The sequence below is a fragment of the Limnobacter litoralis genome, from assembly GCF_030160455.1.
Taxonomy (GTDB): Bacteria; Pseudomonadota; Gammaproteobacteria; order Burkholderiales; family Burkholderiaceae_B; genus Limnobacter; species Limnobacter litoralis.
The window spans coordinates 34917-58100 of the sequence record NZ_BSOJ01000007.1 but is presented as its reverse complement, the minus strand read 5'-3'; the positions used below and the strand labels follow the sequence as shown (position 1 = coordinate 58100).

At 56.7% G+C, this 23184-nt stretch carries 24 protein-coding genes; 6 read left to right on the top strand and 18 right to left on the bottom strand.

Annotated elements, in window-relative coordinates; translation table 11 throughout:
- The coding region (locus QQJ87_RS04135; RefSeq protein WP_431310071.1) for a hypothetical protein at positions 1-193 on the top strand (193 nt) is incomplete at its 5' end.
- Between the two features lie 20 nt (positions 194-213).
- On the opposite strand, the gene QQJ87_RS04130 is transcribed toward QQJ87_RS04135, so the two are convergent.
- The 8 genes from QQJ87_RS04130 to QQJ87_RS04095 all read right to left on the bottom strand — a co-directional run bounded on the left by QQJ87_RS04130 (position 214) and on the right by QQJ87_RS04095 (position 7571).
- Positions 214-885 carry an aspartate/glutamate racemase family protein gene (locus tag QQJ87_RS04130; RefSeq protein ID WP_284280155.1) on the bottom strand — a complete coding sequence of 224 codons (672 nt, stop codon included), beginning with the start codon at positions 883-885 and terminating at the stop codon, positions 214-216.
- A gap of 62 nt (positions 886-947) precedes the next feature.
- Positions 948-2081, bottom strand: a complete 1134-nt coding sequence (locus QQJ87_RS04125; RefSeq protein ID WP_284280153.1) for a C4-dicarboxylate TRAP transporter substrate-binding protein — start codon at positions 2079-2081, stop codon at positions 948-950.
- Positions 2082-2103: 22 nt separating this feature from the next.
- On the bottom strand, positions 2104-3408 hold the full coding sequence (locus tag QQJ87_RS04120) for a TRAP transporter large permease (RefSeq protein WP_284280151.1): 1305 nt from the start codon (positions 3406-3408) through the stop codon (positions 2104-2106).
- Positions 3408-3932 carry a TRAP transporter small permease gene (locus tag QQJ87_RS04115; protein WP_284280150.1) on the bottom strand — a complete coding sequence of 175 codons (525 nt, stop codon included), beginning with the start codon at positions 3930-3932 and terminating at the stop codon, positions 3408-3410. Before QQJ87_RS04115 ends, QQJ87_RS04120 begins: the two co-directional genes overlap by 1 nt.
- Positions 3933-3953: 21 nt before the next feature.
- Positions 3954-5159: a 3-oxoadipyl-CoA thiolase gene (gene pcaF, locus QQJ87_RS04110; RefSeq protein ID WP_284280149.1), complete on the bottom strand. Its 1206-nt coding sequence runs from the start codon at positions 5157-5159 to the stop codon at positions 3954-3956.
- On the bottom strand, positions 5156-6250 hold the full coding sequence (locus tag QQJ87_RS04105) for a maleylacetate reductase (RefSeq protein WP_284280148.1): 1095 nt from the start codon (positions 6248-6250) through the stop codon (positions 5156-5158). Before QQJ87_RS04105 ends, pcaF begins: the two co-directional genes overlap by 4 nt.
- Complete coding sequence (locus tag QQJ87_RS04100) at positions 6247-6900, bottom strand: 3-oxoacid CoA-transferase subunit B (RefSeq protein WP_284280147.1); 654 nt, start codon at positions 6898-6900, stop codon at positions 6247-6249. The genes QQJ87_RS04105 and QQJ87_RS04100 overlap by 4 nt, the downstream gene beginning before the upstream one ends.
- The gene (locus QQJ87_RS04095; protein WP_284280145.1) at positions 6897-7571 is read right to left on the bottom strand and encodes a 3-oxoacid CoA-transferase subunit A; all 675 of its coding nucleotides are present in this window, start codon (positions 7569-7571) and stop codon (positions 6897-6899) included. The genes QQJ87_RS04100 and QQJ87_RS04095 overlap by 4 nt, the downstream gene beginning before the upstream one ends.
- Positions 7572-7672: 101 nt before the next feature.
- Between QQJ87_RS04095 and QQJ87_RS04090 the strand changes: the two genes are divergently transcribed.
- Positions 7673-8467: an IclR family transcriptional regulator gene (locus tag QQJ87_RS04090; RefSeq protein ID WP_284280144.1), complete on the top strand. Its 795-nt coding sequence runs from the start codon at positions 7673-7675 to the stop codon at positions 8465-8467.
- A gap of 17 nt (positions 8468-8484) precedes the next feature.
- Here the strand turns inward: QQJ87_RS04090 and QQJ87_RS04085 are convergent, their stop codons facing one another.
- On the bottom strand, positions 8485-9702 hold the full coding sequence (locus QQJ87_RS04085) for an MFS transporter (RefSeq protein WP_284280143.1): 1218 nt from the start codon (positions 9700-9702) through the stop codon (positions 8485-8487).
- A 142-nt stretch (positions 9703-9844) separates the two neighbouring features.
- Between QQJ87_RS04085 and QQJ87_RS04080 the strand changes: the two genes are divergently transcribed.
- The gene (locus QQJ87_RS04080) at positions 9845-10369 is read left to right on the top strand and encodes a cytochrome b (RefSeq protein WP_284280142.1); all 525 of its coding nucleotides are present in this window, start codon (positions 9845-9847) and stop codon (positions 10367-10369) included.
- 104 nt (positions 10370-10473) lie between these two features.
- Positions 10474-12672 carry a catalase/peroxidase HPI gene (gene katG, locus QQJ87_RS04075; protein ID WP_284280141.1) on the top strand — a complete coding sequence of 733 codons (2199 nt, stop codon included), beginning with the start codon at positions 10474-10476 and terminating at the stop codon, positions 12670-12672.
- Between the two features lie 27 nt (positions 12673-12699).
- Here katG and QQJ87_RS04070 read toward each other — a convergent pair whose 3' ends face one another.
- The 8 genes from QQJ87_RS04070 to QQJ87_RS04035 form a co-directional block, all read right to left on the bottom strand.
- Entirely contained in the window at positions 12700-13245 is a 546-nt protein-coding gene (locus tag QQJ87_RS04070; protein ID WP_284280139.1) for an NUDIX domain-containing protein, read from the bottom strand.
- Complete coding sequence (locus tag QQJ87_RS04065) at positions 13242-13814, bottom strand: YaeQ family protein (protein ID WP_284280137.1); 573 nt, start codon at positions 13812-13814, stop codon at positions 13242-13244. Before QQJ87_RS04065 ends, QQJ87_RS04070 begins: the two co-directional genes overlap by 4 nt.
- Positions 13815-13828: 14 nt before the next feature.
- Entirely contained in the window at positions 13829-15055 is a 1227-nt protein-coding gene (locus QQJ87_RS04060) for an MFS transporter (protein ID WP_284280135.1), read from the bottom strand.
- Between the two features lie 58 nt (positions 15056-15113).
- Positions 15114-15701 carry a chalcone isomerase family protein gene (locus QQJ87_RS04055; RefSeq protein ID WP_284280134.1) on the bottom strand — a complete coding sequence of 196 codons (588 nt, stop codon included), beginning with the start codon at positions 15699-15701 and terminating at the stop codon, positions 15114-15116.
- Positions 15685-16116 carry a MauE/DoxX family redox-associated membrane protein gene (locus tag QQJ87_RS04050; protein WP_284280133.1) on the bottom strand — a complete coding sequence of 144 codons (432 nt, stop codon included), beginning with the start codon at positions 16114-16116 and terminating at the stop codon, positions 15685-15687. Before QQJ87_RS04050 ends, QQJ87_RS04055 begins: the two co-directional genes overlap by 17 nt.
- Positions 16113-16937, bottom strand: coding sequence for a DUF547 domain-containing protein (locus QQJ87_RS04045; protein ID WP_284280131.1), 825 nt, complete (start codon positions 16935-16937; stop codon positions 16113-16115). Before QQJ87_RS04045 ends, QQJ87_RS04050 begins: the two co-directional genes overlap by 4 nt.
- Before the next feature lie 2 nt (positions 16938-16939).
- Positions 16940-18379, bottom strand: coding sequence for a radical SAM protein (locus QQJ87_RS04040; protein ID WP_284280130.1), 1440 nt, complete (start codon positions 18377-18379; stop codon positions 16940-16942).
- Positions 18380-18467: 88 nt separating this feature from the next.
- Positions 18468-18920 carry a rhodanese-like domain-containing protein gene (locus QQJ87_RS04035; protein ID WP_284280129.1) on the bottom strand — a complete coding sequence of 151 codons (453 nt, stop codon included), beginning with the start codon at positions 18918-18920 and terminating at the stop codon, positions 18468-18470.
- A gap of 123 nt (positions 18921-19043) precedes the next feature.
- Between QQJ87_RS04035 and QQJ87_RS04030 the strand changes: the two genes are divergently transcribed.
- Positions 19044-20450 carry an amidase gene (locus QQJ87_RS04030; protein WP_284280127.1) on the top strand — a complete coding sequence of 469 codons (1407 nt, stop codon included), beginning with the start codon at positions 19044-19046 and terminating at the stop codon, positions 20448-20450.
- A gap of 6 nt (positions 20451-20456) precedes the next feature.
- Here the strand turns inward: QQJ87_RS04030 and QQJ87_RS04025 are convergent, their stop codons facing one another.
- The gene (locus QQJ87_RS04025; protein ID WP_284280125.1) at positions 20457-21362 is read right to left on the bottom strand and encodes a recombination-associated protein RdgC; all 906 of its coding nucleotides are present in this window, start codon (positions 21360-21362) and stop codon (positions 20457-20459) included.
- 129 nt (positions 21363-21491) lie between these two features.
- On the opposite strand from QQJ87_RS04025, the gene QQJ87_RS04020 reads away from it, so the two are divergent.
- Positions 21492-23180 carry an AMP-binding protein gene (locus tag QQJ87_RS04020; RefSeq protein ID WP_284280124.1) on the top strand — a complete coding sequence of 563 codons (1689 nt, stop codon included), beginning with the start codon at positions 21492-21494 and terminating at the stop codon, positions 23178-23180.
- Positions 23181-23184: the final 4 nt, after the last annotated feature.

Sequence of the window (23184 nt, the reverse complement as noted above, 5' to 3'; positions counted from 1 at the left end):
GCGAACGAGTTACCGTTCACCACCCTTGATTCCGAATGAACTTACACAGAATTTTTTACAGGCTCCGGACAAAGAAGTCATCAGTCTCTCGTTTTCTGAATACCTCGAAGAATACACGCCCCAGAACGAGATCGGTTCAGGCCTGGGGGCTGTCAAGCAAGGTTACGACATAGTCAAGAACAAGAAACTCTGATTATTAAAATGCCAAACTGATCAGCTTGTCTGCTCCTGATTTGCTTTTAACGCATGTTTCAACTTGTTAATTGCGCTGTTGACGGTGGTCAACACAGACAGCCCGGTGCCCTGTGCAACCAGTGGTTCGGCGCGGGCCAGGCTGAATTGAGCCAGTGCAATAATCGTACAACCCTTGTCGGTCAAACGCTTTGCCGCTTTAAGTGCCAGTGTGTCGTGGGTGGCGGCGTCGCCGCGTTGCAGGGCCGCCAGCGCGCCGGGGGCCAGCTCAGTTTCAATGGGTATGTCTTCGGCAAATTCTTTGGGCATGCTGATCAGGGTTTGTGCAAATGTCGACAGCAAACCCAACTTGCCGCCGTCGTGGCGAATGCGTTTTTCCGCTTCCTCGATCATCGCCTCGTTGGGGCGCAGCACTGGCAAGTGCGCGTGTCGTTTGGCCACCGCATCCAGGCAGGGGCCGAAGGCCGAGCAGGTAAACAGGATGGCGTCCGCGCCTGTGCCCAGCGCGTAGTCGCTCAGCGTAATGAATCGCTGGGTCATGGCGTCGTCCAGCACACCAGTGCGGGCCAGGTCAGCTGACAGGCTGTCGTCGAGTAAATTCATGCGCGTGGCGTCGGGCCACTGTACTTGCATGGCGTCATTCACTGGGTCAACCGAGTCGGCCAACGCGTGAATCAAGGCAATTCTTGTCATGGTGTGTCTCTTGCTGCGTAAAGCGGACCACCCCGCAGGGCGGCCCGCCCGAGATCAGGCAATTACATGCCGAAAGTGGCTGGGTCCAGCGTGTCGTAAATTTCTTTCTTCACGATGGCTTCCATTTTGGCGCGGTCGCCGTTGGCAGGGGCCAGCAGCTTGTTCCACTTGTCAAACAGGGCTTCGATCTTGTCGATTTCAGGTTGTGGGTTGGCAAAACCGTATTTGGTTTTTGCCGCTTCAATGATGTTGGCCATGTCTGCCTTGCGGAAGTCGTTGATCTGCTTGAGCATGTCGGCGCTGGGTTCAGTGATGGTTACACCACGGCCTGCATACAGCTTCTCAGCTTCCACGTCTTGCACGTGGTACTGGTCAGAAATACCCACCACCAGAATTGGCGTGCGGTCCAGAATGGCCTTGCGCTGGGCAGTGGTCAGCTTCTTCCAGGTGTTGATGTTATAGCTGCCTGCAGACAGGGCGTGGTAAGTGCCCAGTGGCAGTTTGACCACGTACTTGCCGATGTCGCCCAGGTTCACGGTTTTCATGGCTGATGAAGCGTGAATCACGACGTCCACAATGCCGCGGTCGAATGATTCGTACATTTCAGACGAAGGCACATTCACAGGCACTGCGCCTACGCTTTGAATCCAGCGGTCCCACACTGCACCCGGTGAACGGATTTTCTTGCCCTTCAGGTCGGCCAGGCTGGTGATCTTGGTCTTGGAGATCAACAGGTAAGGGGTCGTGGAATAGGCACCGGTGTACACCAGGCCCAGCTTCTTCCAGTCTTCACGGCAAGGTGCGCAGTCTTTCAACACGTACTCAGTCACTGCGGCGGCAGCGGCCACGCTGCTTTTGCCGATCAGGGCCATGTCGGCCACCAGTTGTGAATGGGGCAGCTCAGCAGGGAAGTAGGTCAAAGCCAGTGTGCCCACGTCGGCAATGCCTGAACGCAGACCGGGCAATGTGCCCTTGGCGTCCAGCAATGCGCCACCTGAGAACAGCTTCATCTGCAGGTCTGCCGCTTTGTCTTCTTCAATGGACTTGATGAAGGGCTTGTAGCCACCCAGTACGATGGGTGACTTGGGTCCCCAGTACAGGCTGACCTTGATCTCTGTGGCTTGCGCCTTGGCAATACCTGCCAGCAGAACGCTGGCGGCCAGGGCGGTGCGCAATATTGTTGTAGGTTTAAACATCTTTAGACTCCTCTCTTGTGGTTTACGCGACAAAGCGTGTCAGATACAGGCTGATTTGCGGGAATGCGATCAGCAAGCTGACGGTGATGATGTCTGCCAGGATGAACCAGGTGACACCTTTGAAAACTTGGGTGAGCTCCACTTCTTTGCCCATCACCCCTTTGATGACGAATACGTTCAGCCCCACAGGCGGGGTGATCAGGCCGATTTCAACGTATTTCACGAGAATCACGCCCATCCAGATCAGGTCGATGTTGGCCGCTTCAAACATGGGCAACAGAATGGGCAGGGTCAGCAACAAAATGCCGATTGGGTCCAGAAAGCAGCCCAGGATCAGGTAGATCACTGACACGCCGATGACCAGCAGGTAAGGTTGGTCGTGCGCAAATTCGGCCAAGTCGGCCAGGTATTCAGGCACGCCAGTCAATGCCAGCATCCGGGTCAGCAGCGCGGCACCAATGGCCACCGCAAAAATGGAAGTGGTGCTGGTTAGGGTGTCTTTGACTGCGTTTTTAAAGCTGTCAAAGGTCAATGAACGACGAACCAGTGCAATCACCAGTGACAGAAATGCACCCAGGGCACCCGCTTCAGTGGCGGTCATGATGCCGGCAAACATGCCGCCAAACACGCCCAGCACCAGTACGACCATCGGCCAGCTTTCCTTGATGGCACCCAAGCGTTCACGCATCGGCGCAACGCGGGTGGGGGGCACCAACTCAGGGTTTCGGCTGCCTTTGTACACCACCACAGCCATGTACATGGCGGCGGTCAAAATGCCGGGCAACAGGCCAGCAATGAACAACTTGCTGATCGGCACTTCGGCCAGGTCACCGTAGATCAGAAACAGCACAGACGGTGGAATGAGCGAACCCATTGTTCCGGCCGCCGCCACCACCCCGGTGGCCAGGCTGACGTCGTACTTGTAGCGCATCATTTCTGGCACAGCCACACGGCCCATTGCAGCCGCGCAGGCCAGCGATGAGCCTGTTACCGCAGAAAACAGCGCCGCACCGACGATGGACGCGTGGGCCAGGCCGCCCCGCACGCCCGAAAGCCACAACTGAGCGAGCTTGAAAAGCCCTTCCGTCATGCCAGCGTGAAAGGCGATGTAGCCCATCAGCAAAAACATCGGGATGGAACTGAGTGACCAGTGCGCCGTGAACTCATAGGGCACGATCGACAGAATATTGATGGCTGAGGTGGGGCCGACAATAAAGCTGATACAGACCAGCGACACACCGCCCAGTGATACTGCGACTGGAAAGCGCAACATCAGCGTGATCAGAACCGCGCCAAGACCCATAAAACCAATGGCGAGATCGCTCATTACGCACCCTCCGTCAAATTGGCGTCTGATTCAAATTCGGCGTCGATGTCCACACCGCGACAAATCTGCACCAAGCGCACGATCAACACGAGACAATAAGCACCACAGCCCAGCGGCAGGGTAAATCGCCCTGGCCAGGTTGGCAGGGCAAATGCGCCCATCAGGTATTCATGCATCTCCAGACTTTCCAGGGCCTGGCGACCCGTTTGAAAGGTCATCAGGGCAAAATAGATCAGTGCGGCCGTCATGGCGATAAACTGCACCGTCAGCTTGGCGGGCTTGTTCAGGTGCTGGGTCACCAGGTTCACGCTGATGTGATGGCCCGTGAATTCAACCAGTGCCATGGGCATGAACACCACGGCCACCATGTAGTAAAAGCTGACGATTTCCACCGTCAATGGCAGTGGTTTGTTGAACAGTGTTCTCAAGATGACGTCTGCCGAAATTTCCAGCATCATCACCACCAGGGCGATTCCGCCGACCCAGGCAAACAGGTCCGAGCCCCGTCGCAGTAGTTTTTCCATGTCTCTCCTGTCCCTTTTTGGTTAAATGATTTCAATGGCCAGTGCAATGCCTTGGCCAACGCCGATGCACATGGTGCACAGTGCGCGTTTTTTGCCGGTGTCCAGCAACTCATGCAGGGCAGTGGTCACCAAGCGTGCGCCACTCATTCCCAGTGGATGACCCAAGGCAATGGCCCCACCATTCGGATTGACCTGCGCAGCGTCGTCCGGCAGGCCCAGATCGCGGGTCACAGCCAGGGCCTGGGCGGCGAACGCCTCGTTCAGTTCAATCACGTCAAATTCATGAATGGATCGGTTCAACCGGCCCAGCAGCTTCTTGACCGCGGGTGCTGGCCCAAAGCCCATGATGCGCGGCTCCACCCCTGCGGTGGCCATGCCGAGTACACGGGCCAGTGGCTTCAAGCCGTGTTGCTTGACGGCGTCTTCGCTGGCCAGTAACAAGGCGCAAGCGCCGTCGTTGACGCCACTGGCATTGCCGGCAGTCACGCTGCCACCTTGCCTGAAGGGGGTTTTAAGGGCTGCCAGTTGTTCAATCGTGGTGTCTGGGCGGGGGTGTTCGTCGGTGTCAACCAGACTGATTTGCCCCTTCTTGCCAGACACCGGCACCGGCACGATTTCGCGTGCAAATCGACCACGGGCAATGGCGGCACCGGCGCGCCGTTGGCTGCGAAGGGCAAAAGCGTCTTGATCGGCGCGTGAAATACCAAATTGCTCAGCCACGTTTTCAGCGGTTTCGGGCATGGAATCGACGCCGTATTGGGCTTTCAACAGAGGGTTCACGAAACGCCAGCCGATGGTGGTGTCTTCGATGCTGTTGCTGCGCGAAAAGGCACTGGTGGCCTTGGGCATCACGAAGGGCGCGCGGCTCATGCTTTCAACACCGCCGGCAATCACCAGGTCTGCTTCACCGCTGACAATGGCGCGGGCAGCCGTGCCCACGGCGTCCAATCCAGAGCCACACAGGCGGTTCAAGGTAACCCCTGGCACTTCAACGGGTAGCCCCGCCAGCAGGCCTGCCATGCGGGCCACGTTTCGATTGTCTTCACCAGCCTGATTGGCACACCCCAGAAACACCTCATCAATGGCTTTGGGGTTCAATCCGTTTGTGCGTTCGGTCAGGGTTTTGATGACCAAGGCAGCCAGATCGTCTGGCCGCACCGATGACAAGGCCCCGCCGTAACGGCCAATGGGGGTGCGAATCATGTCGCAGATGTAAGCGTCTCTCACAGCAAAAAATCTCCAGGGTTCATAGGCAGGCCTTCCAGCGCGGCATTCAATAGCAGCAGGGCGTCATCGTGGTTGACCGGGCGGGGGTTTGCGTAGGCAGCGCTGGCGATGTCGCCCGCGGCCAATTCGATGTCAGCGTAATCAAGGCCAAAGGCCGACAAGCTGACTGGCAAGCCGTTGCGCCGCGCCAGATCCTGCAGCGCGGGCCCGATGGCGTGAATGTCGGCCACCTGCAGCGCCTTGGTGAGTTGCGTGGCTGCCTGCGCATCGGCCAGTCGGTTGAAATGCGCCACGTAGGGCAGCACAACGGTGTGTGTTTCTGCGTGTGGAGTGTTGAATCGGCCACCCAGCACATGGCACACCTTGTGGTGCACGCCCATATTGACCGAACCCAGACAGGTGCCTGCCAACCAGGCCCCATAAAGCGCCCTTGAATGGGTCTCTTCATTCAGGTGGGCTTGCTCGGCCATGTCCAGCAAAGCCGATGCCAAAGCACGCACCGACTCTTGGGCCATCAGGCTGATAACCGGGTTTTTGTTGGTGGCGTACAGTGCTTCCACAGCGTGGGCCAGCGCATTCATGGCGCTTGCCGCAGCGATGGGCTTGGGCAGCCCAAGACTTAACGCAGGTTCGTAAACAACCATCTTGGGTTGAACCACGGTAGCGCGACCAGTCTGCTTTTTGCCAGCTTCCGTGATGCCATAGATCGGTGTCATTTCCGAGCCTGAATAGGTGGTGGGCACGGCGACAATCGGCAAACCTGTTTTCAGGGCGAGCGCCTTGGCCAAACCAATGCTTGAGCCACCACCCACTGCCAGCAAGACGTCGCAAGGCTCGGCCTGAAGTTCAGTCAAAGCCCGTTCAACGGTCTCCATGGGTACATGTTGTTTGGCCCGAGTGCAATACACCACCTGATGCTTTGCTGTTGCAGCTCCACAAACCCGCCTGGCCAACTCCGCCTGCCCGCTTGAACTGATGCAGAAGACGCGTTCAACGTCCCATTGGGCCAGCACCGTGGGCAGCTTGCTCAAACTGTTCTGGCCAAACAGCACATGGCTTGGAAGTCCAGTGAATTCGAACGGCTGGATCATGCGGACGCTCCGGGTGGCGCGATGAATGCAAGGCCAGTCAGGTTGCTGAGCGCATCCAGCGTCAAGCCTTCTGCCAGCTCAACTGCCACAAGTCCGTCTTCAGTGATGTCGATGACCCCGTGGTCGCTGTATATGCGGTCCACACAGGCAATGCCTGTTAAAGGGTAGGTGCACTGCGGCACCAGCTTGCTTTCGCCCGTTTTAGTCAGAAGGTCCATCATGACAAACACTTTTTTGGCACCAATCGCCAGGTCCATGGCACCGCCTACGGCGGGAATGGCATCGGCCTCGCCGGTGTGCCAATTGGCCAGATCGCCTTTGGCTGACACCTGAAAGGCACCGAGTACGCAGATGTCGATGTGGCCACCGCGCATCATGGCAAAGCTGTCGCCATGGTGAAAAAAGGCACCACCGGTGAGCAGGGTGACGGGCTGCTTGCCCGCGTTGATGAGGTCTTCGTCCTCTTCGCCCTTGGCGGGTGCAGGACCCATACCGAGTAAACCGTTTTCGCTTTGCAGAATGATTTCGCGATCTGCAGGCAGGTAATTGGCCACCTTGGTGGGTGCGCCAATGCCCAGGTTGACATAGGCACCTTCGGGAATGTCTTGGGCCACACGGGCCGCTATTTGATCACGGGTCAGCTTGATCATGCGGCCACCTCATGCGTGGCCACTACCCGTTGAACGAAAATGCCTGGGGTCACAATGTGTTCTGGGTCCAATTCGCCCAGTTCCACAATTTCAGAAACCTGTGCGATGGTGCATTTCGCAGCCCGCGCCATGATGGGCCCAAAGTTGCGTGCTGTTTTGCGGTACACGAGGTTGCCCCAACGGTCGCCTTTCAAAGCCTTGATCAGCGCAAAATCGGCGTGAATTGGAAACTCCAGCACATAGTCTTTACCGCCGATGTGCCGTGTTTCCTTGCCTTCGGCCAATTGGGTGCCAAACCCCGTGGGCGTGAAAATCGCACCCAGGCCCGCGCCTGCTGCTTCAATGCGGCAGGCCAGATTGCCTTGTGGCACCAGTTCAAGTTCGATTTCGCCTGCACGGTACAGCGCGTCAAACACGTAAGAATCCGACTGCCTTGGGAAGGAGCAAATAATTTTGCGAACGCGTTTGGCCTTAAGCAGGGCAGCAAGGCCAGTTTCGCCATTGCCGGCGTTGTTGCTGATGATGGTCAGGTCGCGTGCGCCCTGGTCGATCAGTGCATCGACCAGTTCGGAAGGCATGCCAGCGTTGCCGAAGCCGCCCACCATGATGTGAGCGCCGTCGTGCACCTGTGCCAGCGCCTCCGCGGTGCTTGTGCAGGTTTTGTTGATCATCTCTCTCGTTTTGCTTGTATTTTTTTATGGTTCAAACTAATATGTTCGCTATACGAACATATGTTTGTTGTACGAACATAATTTAGAAGGCCCCGAACGGCATGTCAACTAACGAAAACCCCAATGAATTTGTTCGCTCTTTGGCCAGGGGGCTTTCGGTCATTGAGTGTTTTGATGCAGAAAATCCCCGCCAAACCTTGTCGGATGTGGCCAAACGCACCGGTATGACGCGGGCCACAGCGCGCCGCTTTTTACACACCTTGAGTCAGTTGGGGTATGTGTCTACCGATGGAAAATATTTTGCGTTGCTGCCCCGTGTGTTGAATTTGGGCTTTGCTTACTTGTCAACGCTGAACCTGCAGCAATTGGCCCAACCCTACATGGAAAGGCTGGTTGAAAAAATTGAAGAAACCTGCTCAATTTCTGTGCTGGATGGGCCCGATATTGTGTATGTGGCGCGTGAACCGACCAAGCGCATCATGGCCATTGCAATCAGTGTGGGTACCCGTTTGCCCGCGTTTTGCACCTCCATGGGCAAAGTGCTTTTAAGCGGTTTGACCGACGACGAACTGGCTGCACACCTGCAAAAATACCCACCCAGAAAGTACACTCGCAACACGGTGTATCACACCCCCGCGGTGATGGAGCGTGTGGCGCAGATTCGCGCCCAAGGCTGGGCGGTGAATGATGGTGAACTGGAAGAGGGCTTGCGCTCAATCGCGGCCCCGGTCAGAAGTCGAAGTGGCAAAGTGGTGGCTGCATTGAACGTGAGTACCCATTCTTCACGCATGACAGCCGACGAACTGGTTGAGAAGGTCTTGCCTGATTTGCTGAGCACCGCGCAGCAAGTGTCTCAGGCATTGGCCAAGGGCGTTACCGCCCTCAGCGACATGTAACGCTTGGGGCGTTGATTTTAGAGCGCCTGTTTGCGCGACACCCAGGCATAGCCCAGAAACGCCAGCAGTGGAAAGCCCGATCCCAGAAGCGCCACCATCGGCCAGCCACCGTGGGTGTAAATCAGGCTGGCCACTGATGAACCGAGTGCAGCGAAAATGAACAGGGAAGTCATATAGACCGCGTTCAGGCGGTTGCGCACATTGGGGTGCAGGGCATAAATTTCACGCTGGCTGACCACCATGTTCGATTGCACCGCGAAGTCCAGCAACACGCCACTGATGACCAAACCCACCAAGCCGTAGCCAGGAAAAAACACCGCAGGCATCAGGCACAGCGTGCCAAGGCCAAGTGCCACCAGGGTAATCGCTTTGGTGTGCCCCTTGTCGGCCAGTCGACCACTGACAGGCGCGGCCACCGCACCCATGGCGCCCACCAGGGCAAACAGCGCAATCTGCGATTGGCTCATCCCGTAGCGGGCGGTCAGTTCCAGCGGAACGGCTGTCCAGTAAAGGCTGAAAATCGCAAACATGCAACCCTGAAACAGCGAGCGCTGACGCAGCACTGGTTCTGTTTTAAGCAGGGTAGCCAGCGAGCCGATCAACTGGCCGTAGGTCGCCTTGTGGGCGGGTTGCCGCTTGGGCATCAAGGTGGCCAATACCACGGTGATCAAGCACATCAGCACCGCAGCGATGCCAAACATGGCGCGCCAGCCCAAGTGGTCAGTGACAAAGCTGGACACCGGCCTGGCAAGCAAAATGCCCATCAGTAGACCACTCATGATGCTGCCCACCACCTGGCCGCGCGTTTTTTCTGGGGCAAGGTGTGCAGCCAATGGAATCAGCAATTGCACCGAGACCGATGAAAAACCGATCAGCAATGACACCAAGAGAAACACAGTGGATTGATGGGTAAAGGCCGCTGCAGCCAGACTGAAAATGGACGCGATGGCGGTCCAGATCATCAGCTTGCGGTTTTCCAGCAGATCACCCAGTGGCACCACAAAAAACAGGCCCAGCGCATAGCCAATTTGTGTCATCGACACAATCAGGCTGGCTGATTCCACACTGACGTGCAGATCGGGTGCAATCAGGCCCACAATGGGCTGTGCATAATACAGGTTGCCTACAATTGCGCCGCAACAAAAGGCGAACAGGGCGATCAGGCCTGGGCTGAGAGGTGTTGATTGGGCCGGGTTTTCGAGCGAAATGCTGCTGGAGTTCACGAATGCTGCCATTGAAAAATACAACTTCCGTAGTTTACTGGTAAATGATGCAATGCGGAATAATTAAATGACCCATCGTTCACCAGTGCTTACCCTAAGGTCTGTTTAATCTTTCTGGCTTAAACTTAAGGGCGTTTAATATTTACACACCATCATGTCAACAACACGCTATTCCAATCCACAAATCCTGATTCACTGGCTGGTGGCCTTGCTGGTGGGCATCGCTTACATCACAAGCGGGCACCCAGACCACGCAAAAACCGATTTCGACAAACTGCTGATTGAAATTCACATCACCACCGGCCTTCTGGTGGCCTCTTTGGTGCTGTTGCGGCTGCCCCTGCGCCTGTTTGCGGGTGTCCCCCCAGTTGAAAACGCGGACAGCCCAAGTGGCAAACTGGCCCACTGGGTGCACTTGATCTTCTATGGCTTGATGGCTGGCGTGCCCTTGTTGGGCTGGATCACCCTTTCGGCACAAATTCCTGATTACCAGTTGTTTGGTTACGCCTTGCCTTTGTGGGCTGTGCCGGAAAGCTGGGAGCACAACCTGGGTGAGGTGCACCAGTTGCTGGGCAATGCGTTTGTCATATTGGCAGGCTTGCATGCAACAGCAGGTTTGTTACATCATTACCTGGCAGGGGATGGAACCTTGAAGCGGATGTTGCCTTTTTTGAAGTAGTTATAAAAAACTATAAGATTCATATCAACAATTGATTTGATCTTTATCAAGACGCGTTCTACGATGAGTCCATTCCCGCTCAACCAATCAAAGAGGATGGATTCATGTCAAACGAAAGCAAGTGCCCGTTTCCCCACGCAGGTCACAATGCCACCAAGGCTGAGGCTGCCAAGCAGGCAGCCTGGTGGCCCGATCAGGTCAATCTGAAGATCCTGCACCAGCGCTCTGAAAAATCCAACCCACTGGGCGAGTCATTCAACTACGCCGACGAATTCAAGAAGCTCGACCTGCACGCTGTGGTCAAAGACCTGCACGCGCTGATGACCGATTCACAAGACTGGTGGCCCGCTGACTACGGTCACTACGGCCCGTTTTTCATTCGCATGGCCTGGCACAGTGCAGGCACCTATCGAATTGCCGACGGTCGCGGCGGTGCAGGTTCAGGTGAGCAGCGTTTCGCACCCCTGAACAGCTGGCCCGACAACGGCAACCTCGACAAGGCACGCCGCTTGTTGTGGCCGATCAAGCAAAAGTATGGCAAACAGATTTCCTGGGCCGATTTGATGATTTTGGCTGGCAATGTGGCGCTCGATTCCATGGGCTTCAAGACCTTCGGCTTTGCCGGTGGTCGCGAGGACGTGTTTGAGCCGTCTGAAGACATCGATTGGGGTCCGGAAACCGAGTGGTTGGCCACCAGTGACAAGCCCAATAGCCGCTATTCGGGTGATCGAGAACTGGCAAACCCGCTGGGCGCTGTGCAAATGGGCCTGATTTACGTCAACCCGGAAGGCCCGGACGGCAACCCCGACCCTGTGGCTTCAGCCCGCGACATTCGCGAAACTTTTGCCCGCATGGCCATGAATGACGAAGAAACTGTCGCCCTGGTGGCTGGCGGCCACACCTTTGGCAAGGCGCACGGCGCAGGCGACCCCAAACACGTGGGCCCGGCCCCTGAGGGTGCGGATCTGCATGAAATGGGCTTTGGCTGGATGAACAGCCTGGGCAGTGGCAAAGGCGAACACACCATTACCAGCGGCATTGAAGGCGCATGGAAACCCAACCCCACCACCTGGGACAACGGCTATCTCGAAACCCTGTTCAAATACGACTGGGAACTGACCAAGAGCCCAGCAGGTGCCCACCAGTGGACGCCGAAGGGTGGTGCTGGCGATGGCACTGTGGTGGACGCCCACAACCCCGACAAGCGCCACGCACCGATGATGACCACCGCAGATTTGGCCCTGCGTTTTGATCCGGCGTATGAAAAAATTTCTCGCCGATTCATGAACAATCCGCAGGAATTTGCAGATGCGTTTGCCCGCGCCTGGTTCAAGCTGACCCACCGCGACATGGGCCCTGTAGCGCGTTACCTGGGCCCCTTGGTGCCCAAGGAAGAACTGATCTGGCAAGACCCGGTTCCGGCAGTGGATCACCCGCTCATCAACGATGCAGACATTGCCCAGTTGAAGGGGGCCTTGCTGGCCAGTGGCTTGAGCATTGCCCAACTGGTGAACACCGCCTGGGCCAGCGCATCCACTTTCCGTGGATCGGACAAGCGTGGCGGTGCCAACGGTGCGCGCATTCGCTTGGCGCCCCAAAAGGACTGGGCGGTGAATCAGCCTGAGCAATTGACCAAGGTGCTGGCCAAAATTCAGGGCGTGCAAGAACAATTCAATGCCGCGCAAAGTGGTGGCAAAAAGGTGTCGTTGGCTGACCTTATCGTGTTGGGTGGTTGCGCCGCCGTGGAAGAAGCCGCCAAGCGTGCAGGGCACGCCTTGAAGGTGCCTTTCACACCGGGCAGAACCGACGCCACACAGGCTCAAACGGACGCAGAATCCTTTGCGCCGCTAGAGTCCAAGGCCGACGGGTTCCGCAATTACCAAGGCCCACAAGCCACAGGCAAAGCCGAAGCCCTGTTGATCGACAAGGCCCAGTTGCTGACTTTGACCGCCCCTGAAATGACGGTGTTGGTGGGGGGTATGCGCGTGTTGAATGCCAATGCGGGCCAGGCCCAGCACGGTGTGTTCACCAAGCAGCCCGAAGTATTAAGCAACGACTTTTTTGTGAACCTGCTGGACATGAGCACCCAGTGGAAGCCTTCGCAGCAGGCCGGTGTTTACGAAGGGCGAGACACCAAGACGGGCGCGGTCAAGTGGACCGCCACCCGAGCTGACCTGGTGTTTGGTTCAAGTTCGCAGTTGCGCGCGATTGCAGAGGTGTACGCCAGCGTCGACGGCAAGCAAAAGTTTGTGAATGACTTTGCCGCCGCCTGGAACAAGGTAATGAATCTGGATCGCTTTTAACTGAAACGGGCACCCGGTGGGCTTGGTCTACCGGGTGTTTTGTTGCATCCAGAATGCGCCAATGATGGTTTTGACATCGGTTACTTCGCCGCTCAAAACCTGCTTCATCAATACATCGGGCTCGACCAGCACGATGTCCAGAAACTCATTGTCATCAAGCTGCTGTTTTTGCAGCGTCAAGCCGCGTGCGGCGTACAGCACAATTCGCTCGGTTGAATACGAGATCACCGGGTGAATGGTGGTCAGGTAGTCCCAGTGCTGCGCCACATAGCCGGTTTCTTCCAGCAGTTCGCGTTTGGCTGTGTCCAGCGGGTCTTCACCCGCATCAATTTTACCGGCCGGAAATTCCAGAAAAACCTGGTGCAAGGGGTAGCGAAACTGCCGTTCCATCACGAACCGGCCGTCGTCCAGCACCGGAATCATCATGGCCGCGCCCGGGTGTTCGGTGTACTCACGCACCGATTCTTCACCATTGGGCAGACGCACCACGTCACGGTTGACCTTCATCAGCTTGCCGTCAAACACGCGCTCGCTGCGCAGGCAGGTTTCGGTCAAATGGGTGTCTTTACTCATGCCGCCCCCAGTGTTTGCACGCGGATCGATCGGTCGTCGAGATACACCTCGCCCTCTTGAATCGTCCAGTTCAGTTTCATGGATTTGGCGTGCACACTGGCCAGTGTTTTGGTGTCTTCGTCGTCGATCAGGAAGAGCTTGACCTTCTCCAGCTTTTGCAAGGCGGCGCGGTTTTTGTCGAGCCACAGCGGAGCAGTGCGCCCAAATGTGTATACACTCACCCGATCAGCCCGTGAACAGGCTTTTTTCAGTCGCGTTTCGTCGGGTTGGCCCACTTCGATCCAATGCACAATGCGCCCGGTCGGATCAATTTCCCACACTGCGGCTTCGTCTTCATTCGACAGGCCCTTGCCAAACTGCAGGTCTTCACAGGCGTTCAACGCGAACGCCAGTACGCGAACCATTACGCGCTCGGCGTTTTCGGAGGGGTGTTGGGCCACCACCAGGCTGTAGTCGGCAAAATGCGACCGGTCCAGATCGGACACGGTCAGTTCGGCTTTCAGAACGGTTGCACCCAGTGCCATGTTGTGTTGCTCGTGTGTGTCAGTCAGGGCGACAGTGTAAGGCAATCGGCCCCGCGCTGTCAGTGCAGGTCTGACATGTGCAGGGTTTTCAGTTTGGGCGCCAGTTTGGTGGTGGCCGCTACCACCAGCAGGGTGATCATGCCACCCACCACGATGGACGGCACCAGGCCCAGCAGGCTGGCCGACACGCCCGATTCAAAGGCCCCCAGTTCGTTGGACGAACTGATGAAAATGCCACTGATGGCCGACACTCGACCGCGCATGTCGTCGGGTGTGCACAGTTGCACCATCGTGGAACGGATGATCACCGACACGCCATCAAAGGCGCCCGAGAGCATCAGAAACACAAAGGCGAGCGGCACCGAACGGGACAACCCAAACCCTGCGATGCACAGCCCAAACGCAGCCACCGAGGCCAGTAGCCACTTCCCCGCATGCCTGTCGATGGTGAAGCGGGCCAGTACAAAGCCAATCAGGGTGGAACCGACAGCCGGCGCTGCGCGCAGCAAACCCAGCACGCTGGGGTCTTCGTGAAGCACACGTTCAATGAAGGCGGGCAGAATGGCCACTGCGCCGCCGAATAGCACGGCAAACATGTCCAGCGACAGGCCCGCCAGCAGCACCTGGTGATTGAACACAAAACCCAGCCCCTCGCGTATGCTTTGCAGGGCGGGTTGCACTTTGGCCGCCGTGACTGGGTAAGTGTATTTCAGCAGATAGCCACCCACCAACCCGATGAAGGCGAACAGGGCCGACACCGCATAAGCAGTGGTCACACCAAATGCGGCAATCAGCACGCCGCTGATTGCGGGTCCCACCATCAGGCAGGCCTGAAATGCAGTGGCGCTAATGGCGCTGCCGCGCGCAAAGCTGCTGCGTGGCAACACAGACCCCATCAAGCTTTGGTAGAGCGGTCGCACAAAGGCGCGTGCCAACCCGCCCACGCCCACGGCGGTGTACAAAAACGCCACGGTCCAGCTTTGGGTGCTGTGGGTGGCCAAGGCCACCGCGGCTGCCAGCAAGGTGTGTACAACTCCGGCACCCAGGGTGATGTGACGGCGTGAATGGGTGTCTACCCAATGACCTGCCACCAGAGCAGCGCAAAAAAACGGAATAACCTCGGCCAGACCGACCCAACCCAGTGACAGCACATCGTCGGTGATGTTGAACACATGCCAACCCACGGCCACAGCAAACACCTGATAGCTCATGGTGATGCCAATCCGAAACAGCATCAGGTTAAGAAAAGGGGGCTGGGCGAGGGGGTTGGTGGACGGGCTACGCATTGGGAAAGACGCAAAATTTAAGCTTGCTTAGTGTAGGGCAAAATGCCCAGGTCTTTGGCTATTTTGAACCGAGTAATTGAACTTTCAATGACTCAGTCGAGGGCACCCGTCCTATCCAGCTGGACAGCACAGTGCGCGCAAACTGTGGGTCAGCAATGGTCTGAACAGGCTTGTCATTTCTCAGAATCGAAAGACCCTTGGCGTCAAAGACGTAGGTTTCGGTGTCGCCAGTGTGCAGGTTGGTTTGAATCTGCATGAATTGATCAAGACTGTTTGAATTCAGTACGCATGGGGCCTCACAGTTGGCCCGCAAATAATGCGTCCACGCCTTTTGATTGTCCTCGCGCTTGCTGTCCACTCGCATTTCAAGGTGGACGATCCTCGTCTCCGTGCTGCTTAAAATAGCAGCTGCGTCGTGCGTTCGTTCGCGCAGGTAAAGGCCGGCTGAGTACACCCTGATTTTGAACAGGGAGTAATAACGGGTACCCGCGCCGTTGAGTGCATAGGTGTGTCCGTCAAAGGTGTAGGTGTCGGGCAATTGCAGGCCATCGACATCGACCGCCAGCGCCGAGCTGACAAAGCCTGGGCCCGTCAGCAGGCAGACCAACATTGTCAGCCAAGCCTTGGTTTTAAGCCGTTTGACCATGGTTCATTGGTGATCTTGAAAGGCGATAAAACAGAACAGCCAGCGACAACAGAACAAGGTCTTCCACGATGGAGTAGGGTGTCAGCGGCCTGGCCCAGTACACGCCAAAGCAGCCGCAATTGCTCAAGTGCAGCCCTCGCAGCAGTGCCTGCGAAAGGCCAGCCAGATAAAACAGGTGCAGCGGCACCAGGCACCACACGACCCGCCGCCATGCAGCCGACACGAGGGTCAAACCCAGTGCGAGTTCAAACAGTGTGAGCGCCCAAGCCGAAGGAATCAGCAGAGGTTCTGGCACCATGTGATAGTTGCGAACGATGTCGTAAAAGCCGGGCATGTTCAACAATTTTCCCGTGGCGCTGGCCAACATCAGCGCAATGAAAAACACCCGGGCTGTGAGTACAAACGCACGCCTCACGATTGGCTCTCCGCTGCTGGCCAGCGGTTGATGGTCCAGTCGTACTTCCGGAATTCAATCCTCGCGCTGCTTGGCACGGGCGTTGGGGCATAGCGGTTGACGTAGTCCAGCAACGAGGGGGCTTTGGCCAGGAAGTCGCCCGTGTAAAACTTCAGGATTTCAGACAACATCACGGTGTTGCCTTGCACACTCAGGTTTCGCGGTTCGGAAAAAAACAGGCGGGTTTGTGCATCCAGTTGGGCGTTCAGGTGTTCTGCAGTGAACACCGTTCTGGGCAAACGTGGGCAACCTTTGCTCATGCAGTTCAAGGCGAAATGGATGCGTGGGTCGCCCAGTTTGCGAATGGTCTTTTCATAGTCGAACAGGGTCGTGGTTTCCCCACCAACCACGATGCGGTTGAACAGGAAAAACCGGAAAAAAGTCAGCCCGGTCAATTGCTGTGGAATGCCTTCCTGAATGACTGAATACATCGCCAGCGCGTTGTAGGCATTGATGTGATAAGCCAGCACTTTGTCGGGGGTGTCAAAAAGGTCGGGGCGGGTAGTCGGCGACTGTTCGGCAATGGCTTGCACCACGCTTTCCAGGGCCGCTGGTTGTTTCGCGATGGCTGCAAAATTGACCCGCCCCTGATCGTCCACATTCGTGTTGAGAATGTGGTCAAAGGTCTGCATGGCCTGCTCCCAAGTGGCTGGCCGCACAGTGTTTTCAGGGGGTTGAATCAAGGTGGAGCAGCCCAGCAAACCCAGGCCTGGAAGTATCCAGGTGAAGGCGATGGTCAAAAACCTGCCGATTGGCAAGCGGGGCCCACTGGTCTGCTTCATGATCAAACCTCTGCGGTTTCAGGGTTGGCAGGTGCCGCAGGTGCCGCCTTCGCACTGCTTGATGTCGGGCGTGCTGCCAATCGTTCGGCTTCCAGCTTTTCGCGAGTGCGGCCTCTCGCCGTTTTGCGGGTGTGTTGCACCACCAGCTTGCCCGGCATCTTGTCGTGAAACTGCCCTGTTAGCGGGTTCCAGAATTTGATGGTGTTTTCCTCCACCTGCATCGGAATGGGTTTGAGCAGGTAGTCATCCCGTTTGGCATTGTTCAGACACATGCTGATGGGGCCTTCCGCAGTGGCTACCATGAACACGCAGGAATCCACCCGTTCTTGTTCAAGGTGGCAGGCGTCCATGAAGTTGTGAATGAAAAAGGACAATTTGTTGACTTTGCCCTTGGCCTTCACCACGTCCACGGCCATGTCTTTGGTTTTGTTGGCCAACCACTTCAGGCTATTGGGCAGCAGTGTTGGGTTTTTGATGACCCAGCTGGCCATGTTTTCGATGACCTGTCGCTTGCTCTGTCGGTCAAACACCATGGAGTGGTCCATGGTTTGCAGCACCTTCTGCACGTAGTTCGTGTCGTAGAACACATCATGCACTTTGTCATTGGCAACCAGCGTCATGGCGTATTTGTTGCACTTGGAATGACCAATGTCCATGGCGTCGAAATTGATGTCGCACCTTGCACCGTCGCGAATCTGTTGCGCCACGGTCTGCTGGGTGATCATGAAATCGCGCTGGGTCAGCACCCCCCGACCGGTGTCGGCTTGCAACTGAAAGGAGGCCAGCCTGACCACATCGCTGTTTTTAACCATGAAATCCACAATGGCCGGAATTTCGTGAAAATTGCCGTCATACACCGTGGTGTTAAAGAAGATGGACAAGGGAAGGCCTCTTGCCCGTTCGATGTATTGGGCGCGCACCTCATTCAATTCCACTTCGGTGACGTAGCCTTTGCGCTCCTGGGTCAGGTCCACGTGAAAAGCCACATCCACGAGCCCGTTTTCCACCAGTTCTTCCAGCATGTCGCGGGTGGCCTTAATGCCGTTGGTGAACAGGGAGGGGCGCATGCCTGAGTCGCGTACATAACGCACAATGGCCATCAGCTCATCGCGCTTGCGCAAAGTAGGGTCGCCGCCGCTAATCTGGATGTCGGTATTTGGGCCGTACATGGCCCGAAGTTGGTCAATCCGTCTGAAAATTTCCTCAATCGGAATGTCTTTGACTGCCTCTGCGCTTTCAGACAGGTAGCAGAGCGTGCAGTCCAGGTTGCAGCGTTGGGTGATTTCGAGCGAGACACAACCGATGGCCCAACGGTGGCCCATGTGTTGCCCCTTGTTCATCAAGTTGTGTTTCGCCATTCTGGCCCGGGCCCTTTCCAGCGGGGTTAGGCCATCGGCCACCTGCTGATAGGGCCCGTATTCTGCGATTTCTTTTTTTGACATGTAGCACGACATTTTTCACTCCTCAACACCAATGGTTATTTTGCAAAAACCAGTCAAGCGTGCCAGTGTGTGCTTTTCCCTCTGTCTGTCACATCCCGGAAGCTCGCCTGTCGCTGGGCAGCAGGAATTTCCAAGGCCACCCATAACCATCAACGAATGGGGTTTCACCTTGGATGTTGAAAACAGGACGAGATTCTTCAACCCAGCGGAAAATACCGCCCTGAAGGTTGTAAACAGAACGCCCCGTCAAACGCTGAACCTTGTCAGCCATCACCGCGCTGCGTGCACCAACAGAGCAATAGACCACAACCGACAGATCGGGTTTGTTGTGTAGGGTTTGGGCGATTTCTTTCGCTTGGTCAAGACGGATCGCGCCTTGAATGTGACTGACCTCGTATTCCCGCTTCGTGCGCACATCAATCAGCAAAACAGGTTTACCGTCGCTCTGCCATTGCGCGAGAGTGGCAGGCTCCAGTCTGGGCACACCTGAAAACCAGGTGGCGAGTAAAACCTGAATCAGGCTCAAAATCCAATTGCTCATGGGTCCTCTTCCTTAAAGCCTAGGGTCAAGAATTAGGTGTAAACCAGTGTAACAGTGCTTCCTGTTTTCTGGTTTCATGTGGAAATCACAATATACAAGACAATCAATCACAGGGATGTCCTCATGAACAATCTCCACGAGTTCAGTGCACTGGAGCTGCGCGACCTCATTTTTGCCAAAAAAGCCAGCGTGTCCGAGGTGGTTCGCGCCCACATCGCACGCATCGAGCTCTACAACCCCACCTTGAATGCGGTGGTGACTGACCGTTTTGAAGCCGCCCTGGAAGAGGCGCAGGCGGCTGATCAGCAGCTGGCCGCAGGGCAGGCCACGGGCGCCCTGTTCGGATTGCCCGTTCTGCACAAAGATTCATTCATGACCAAAGGGCTGAGAACCACCTTCGGCTCGCGTGCCTTTGAGAACCACGTGCCCACTGAAGACAGCGCGGTGGTGCGCCTGCAGAAGGCCGCGGGTGCCATCACCTTGGGCAAAACCAATCTGCCCGAGTTTGGGGCAGGCTCACACACCTTCAACGCGGTGTTTGGTGCCACGCACAACCCTTACAAACCGGGGTACAGCCCGGGTGGCAGCAGTGGGGGTTCTGCTGCTGCGTTGGCCGCCGGTTTCGTGCCGTTGGCCGACGGGTCTGACATGGGGGGTTCGCTTCGCAACCCGGCCAGCTTTTGCAACGTGGTCGGCATTCGGCCCTCACTGGGGCGTGTGGCCATGAGCCCCACTGGCAACGCCTTCAACGCCCTGACGGTGGGCGGCCCCATGGCCCGCAATGTGCGCGATCTGGCTTTGTACATGTCGGTGCTTTGCAATGCGGATGGCGGCGACCCCTTGTCGGGCCATCATGCCTTTTCAGCCCAGTTGCAAGCCATCAACACCAAAGGCATGCGCATTGCCTACAGTGCCAATCTGGGTGGTTTGCCTTTTGAGCCTGCGGTGCAGTCGGTGGTTGAACAAGGTGTACGCGTGCTGACCGACATGGGCTGCGCAGTGGAAGAAGCCGAGCCGCAGTTTAAAGGCGCTGACGACGCCTTTGATGTGCTGCGGGCCTTGGCGTTCGCCACCAGTTATGCGCCGTTGCGTGCAGAAAAAGGCGAATTGCTGAAAAAGACAGTGCGCTGGAACATTGACAAAGGCCTGAACCAGAGCGGAGCAGACGTGGCACGCGCCGAGCGCATGCACACGCAGATGTTCAATCGCATGCGCCTGTTTTTACAACGATACGACTTTCTGGTGTGCCCGGTCAGCCAGGTGTTGCCCTTCCCGGTGGATGAAGAATACCCCATTGAAATCAATGGCCAACCGATGGACGATTATGTGGCCTGGATGCGCTCAGCCTCACGCATTAGTCTGAGTGGTCATCCGGCCATGTCGGTGCCCTGTGGCTTTACTGACGATGGCTTTCCGGTCGGTTTGCAAATCGTGGGCCGCTATGGTCAAGAACAGGCGTTGATGGAATTTGCGTTGCAGTTTGAAACCGCCAACCCGGTGGGCAAAATTCGCCCAGCCGGCTTTAAATAGACGGTGTTATTGCTGGGGGCTTGCGTTCAGCGGGCCGCCCAATGCGTCCACCAGGGCGTCGATCAGTTTGCCGAGTTCACCGGTCATCAAGGCGAAGTCTGCCTCAAATTCCTCGTCGGGTGCGCTCAGGCTGGCCTGTTCGCGAATTACATCCAGTGGGTTGACGCGCTTGATCTGCAGGTTTTCCTGCAACACAAAAGACACCCGATCTGCCCAGGTCATGGCCAGTTTCGTGACGTCTTTGCCGCCTTCAATGTGTTTGCGAATTTCGGCCGTCTCCAGCGAATGGCGCACATAGCGGACGGTTGAACCTGCTTCGCCACGGCCACGCAATTCACAGTCTTGGTCAATCGAGAACTGGGGTGGGTTGTCGTCGTCGGCCATCCAGCTGGTCATGGCCACGGTGGGCGACAGCTTGGTTTTCAGGGGCGACAGGCCTGTGCCCTCTACACACTTGATGAGCAGGCTGACCAAAGCATCAGCCTTGCTGGCAGCGCCAGCGTCCACAATCAGCAATTGTCGGCGGGTGTCAATCCAGGCGCGCACCGTGCTGCGAATGACAAAGGCGCGCGGCAACAGATCTTCCAGCACGTCTTCCTTGATTTCTTTCATCTGTTTGCGGCCCGGTTTGTAGCCATCGCGCTCTTCAATTTCAGCGGCGCGGGCTTTGGCAAACTGGTTGACCACGGTGGTGGGCAGCAGCTTCTTTTCCATGCCCAGTGTAATCAGCAGGTGTTGCCCCTGCGCATGCACAAAGGGGTTGCCCTCGCCCTTGGGTGCAACCCAGCCCTGGGTTTGCATTTCCAGCCCGCCGCAGGCTTGCAAGGCGTGTTCCGCCAGTTTTTCTTCCAGACTTTCTGCCGTGTCAGTCCACGATTTCAACGAATAGATCAGTAAATTTTTAAACCACATGCGTGTTGTCGTCTTTGGTAAAAAAGGACTGGCAGTGTAACGCACAATCTTGTTCGGCTTTGTGAATTTGGGCTACAGTGACATACAACAAAAATGAAAAGCTCAGCCCACAAAGAGGAGACAGCACCCATGTCGCAAGGCAGCCAGGCGTTTTTGGCTGCGCGGGATTTTCTGCTCGCGCACCGCACCGATTACGACACCGCATACGCTGGTTTTGAATGGCCCCAGCTTCAACACTTCAACTGGGCGCTGGACTATTTTGACCCCATGGCCGCCAACAACACCCAGCCCGCCCTGTGGATTGTGGAAGAAGATGGCGGTGAATGTCGCGTCACTTTCGATGCCATGTCGAGGCGTTCTTCAAAGGTGGCCAATTGGTTGAAAGACCTGGGTGTGAGGCGCGGTGAGCGTGTTCTCCTGATGCTCGGCAATGAAGTGGCCTTGTGGGAAACCATGCTGGCCTGCATGAAGTTGGGGGCGGTCGTCATTCCCTGTTCAAGTTTGTTGACATCCGAAGACTTGCACGACCGCTTGGAGCGCGGGCAAGTGGCCCATGTGATTGCGGCACGCACCCAGGCCGACAAGTTTGATGCGTTTGAAGGTGCTTTCACTCGCATTTGCGTGGGGGATGCCAAAGCCGCTTGGCACAACTACGCCGACTCGGCCCGGGCAAGCGAGGCATTCACGCCCAATGGCGCTACACTGGCCTCCGACCCTTTGCTGCTGTATTTCACCTCAGGCACCACTTCCAAGCCCAAACTGGTGATGCACAGCCACCAAAGCTATCCGGTGGGGCATTTGTCCACCCTGTATTGGATAGGCCTTCAACCGGGTGACATTCATTTGAACATTTCTTCACCCGGTTGGGCCAAGCACGCCTGGAGCTGTTTTTTTGCACCCTGGAATGCGGGCGCTTGTGTGTTCATGTTCAATCAAAGTCGATTCAATGCCAAAGCCTTGCTTGAACAATTGGCGCGTTGCAAGGTGACCAGCCTGTGTGCGCCGCCCACGGTGTGGCGCATGCTGATTCAGGAAGATCTGGCCGCCGTGCGCAGCCAATTGGCCCTGCGTGAACTGGTGGGTGCTGGTGAACCGCTTAACCCCGAGGTGATTGAACGGGTGCGCCAGGGCTGGGGCCTAACCATACGCGACGGTTATGGACAAACAGAAACCACGGCGCAAATTGGCAACCCGCCGGGGCAGGTGATGAAGTCGGGCTCCATGGGGCGGCCTCTACCGGGCTACCGCGTGGCCTTGGTGGACCACGATGGCAACCCGGCCGACGAAGGCGAAATTGGCCTGGTGCTGGATCCGCGCCCCATGGGTTTGATGCAGGGGTATCTTGGCGATGCCAACAAAAATGAACAGGTGATGCGTCACGGGGTGTATCGCACGGGCGATGTGGCCCAACGCGATTCAGATGGCTACATCACCTACGTCGGCCGCGCCGACGACGTGTTTAAGTCTTCTGATTATCGCATCTCGCCTTTTGAGCTGGAGTCGGTGGCCATTGAGCACCCGGCGGTGGCCGAAGCCGCCATTATTCCAAGCCCCGACCCGGTGCGTTTGGCGGTGCCTAAAGTGGTGGTGGCCTTGCGGCAGGGTTACAGTGCTTCGCCGGAACTGGCGCGTTCAATTCTGGAGTTTCTGCGCGACAAGCTGGCACCCTACAAGCGGGTGCGCAGACTGGAATTTGCAGAGTTGCCCAAAACCATTTCAGGCAAAATCAGGCGTGTTGAATTGCGTGCCACTGAAAACCGCAAACGCCTTGCGGGGGAAAAGTCGGCACTGGAATTTGACGAGGGCGATTTTCAGTAGGTTG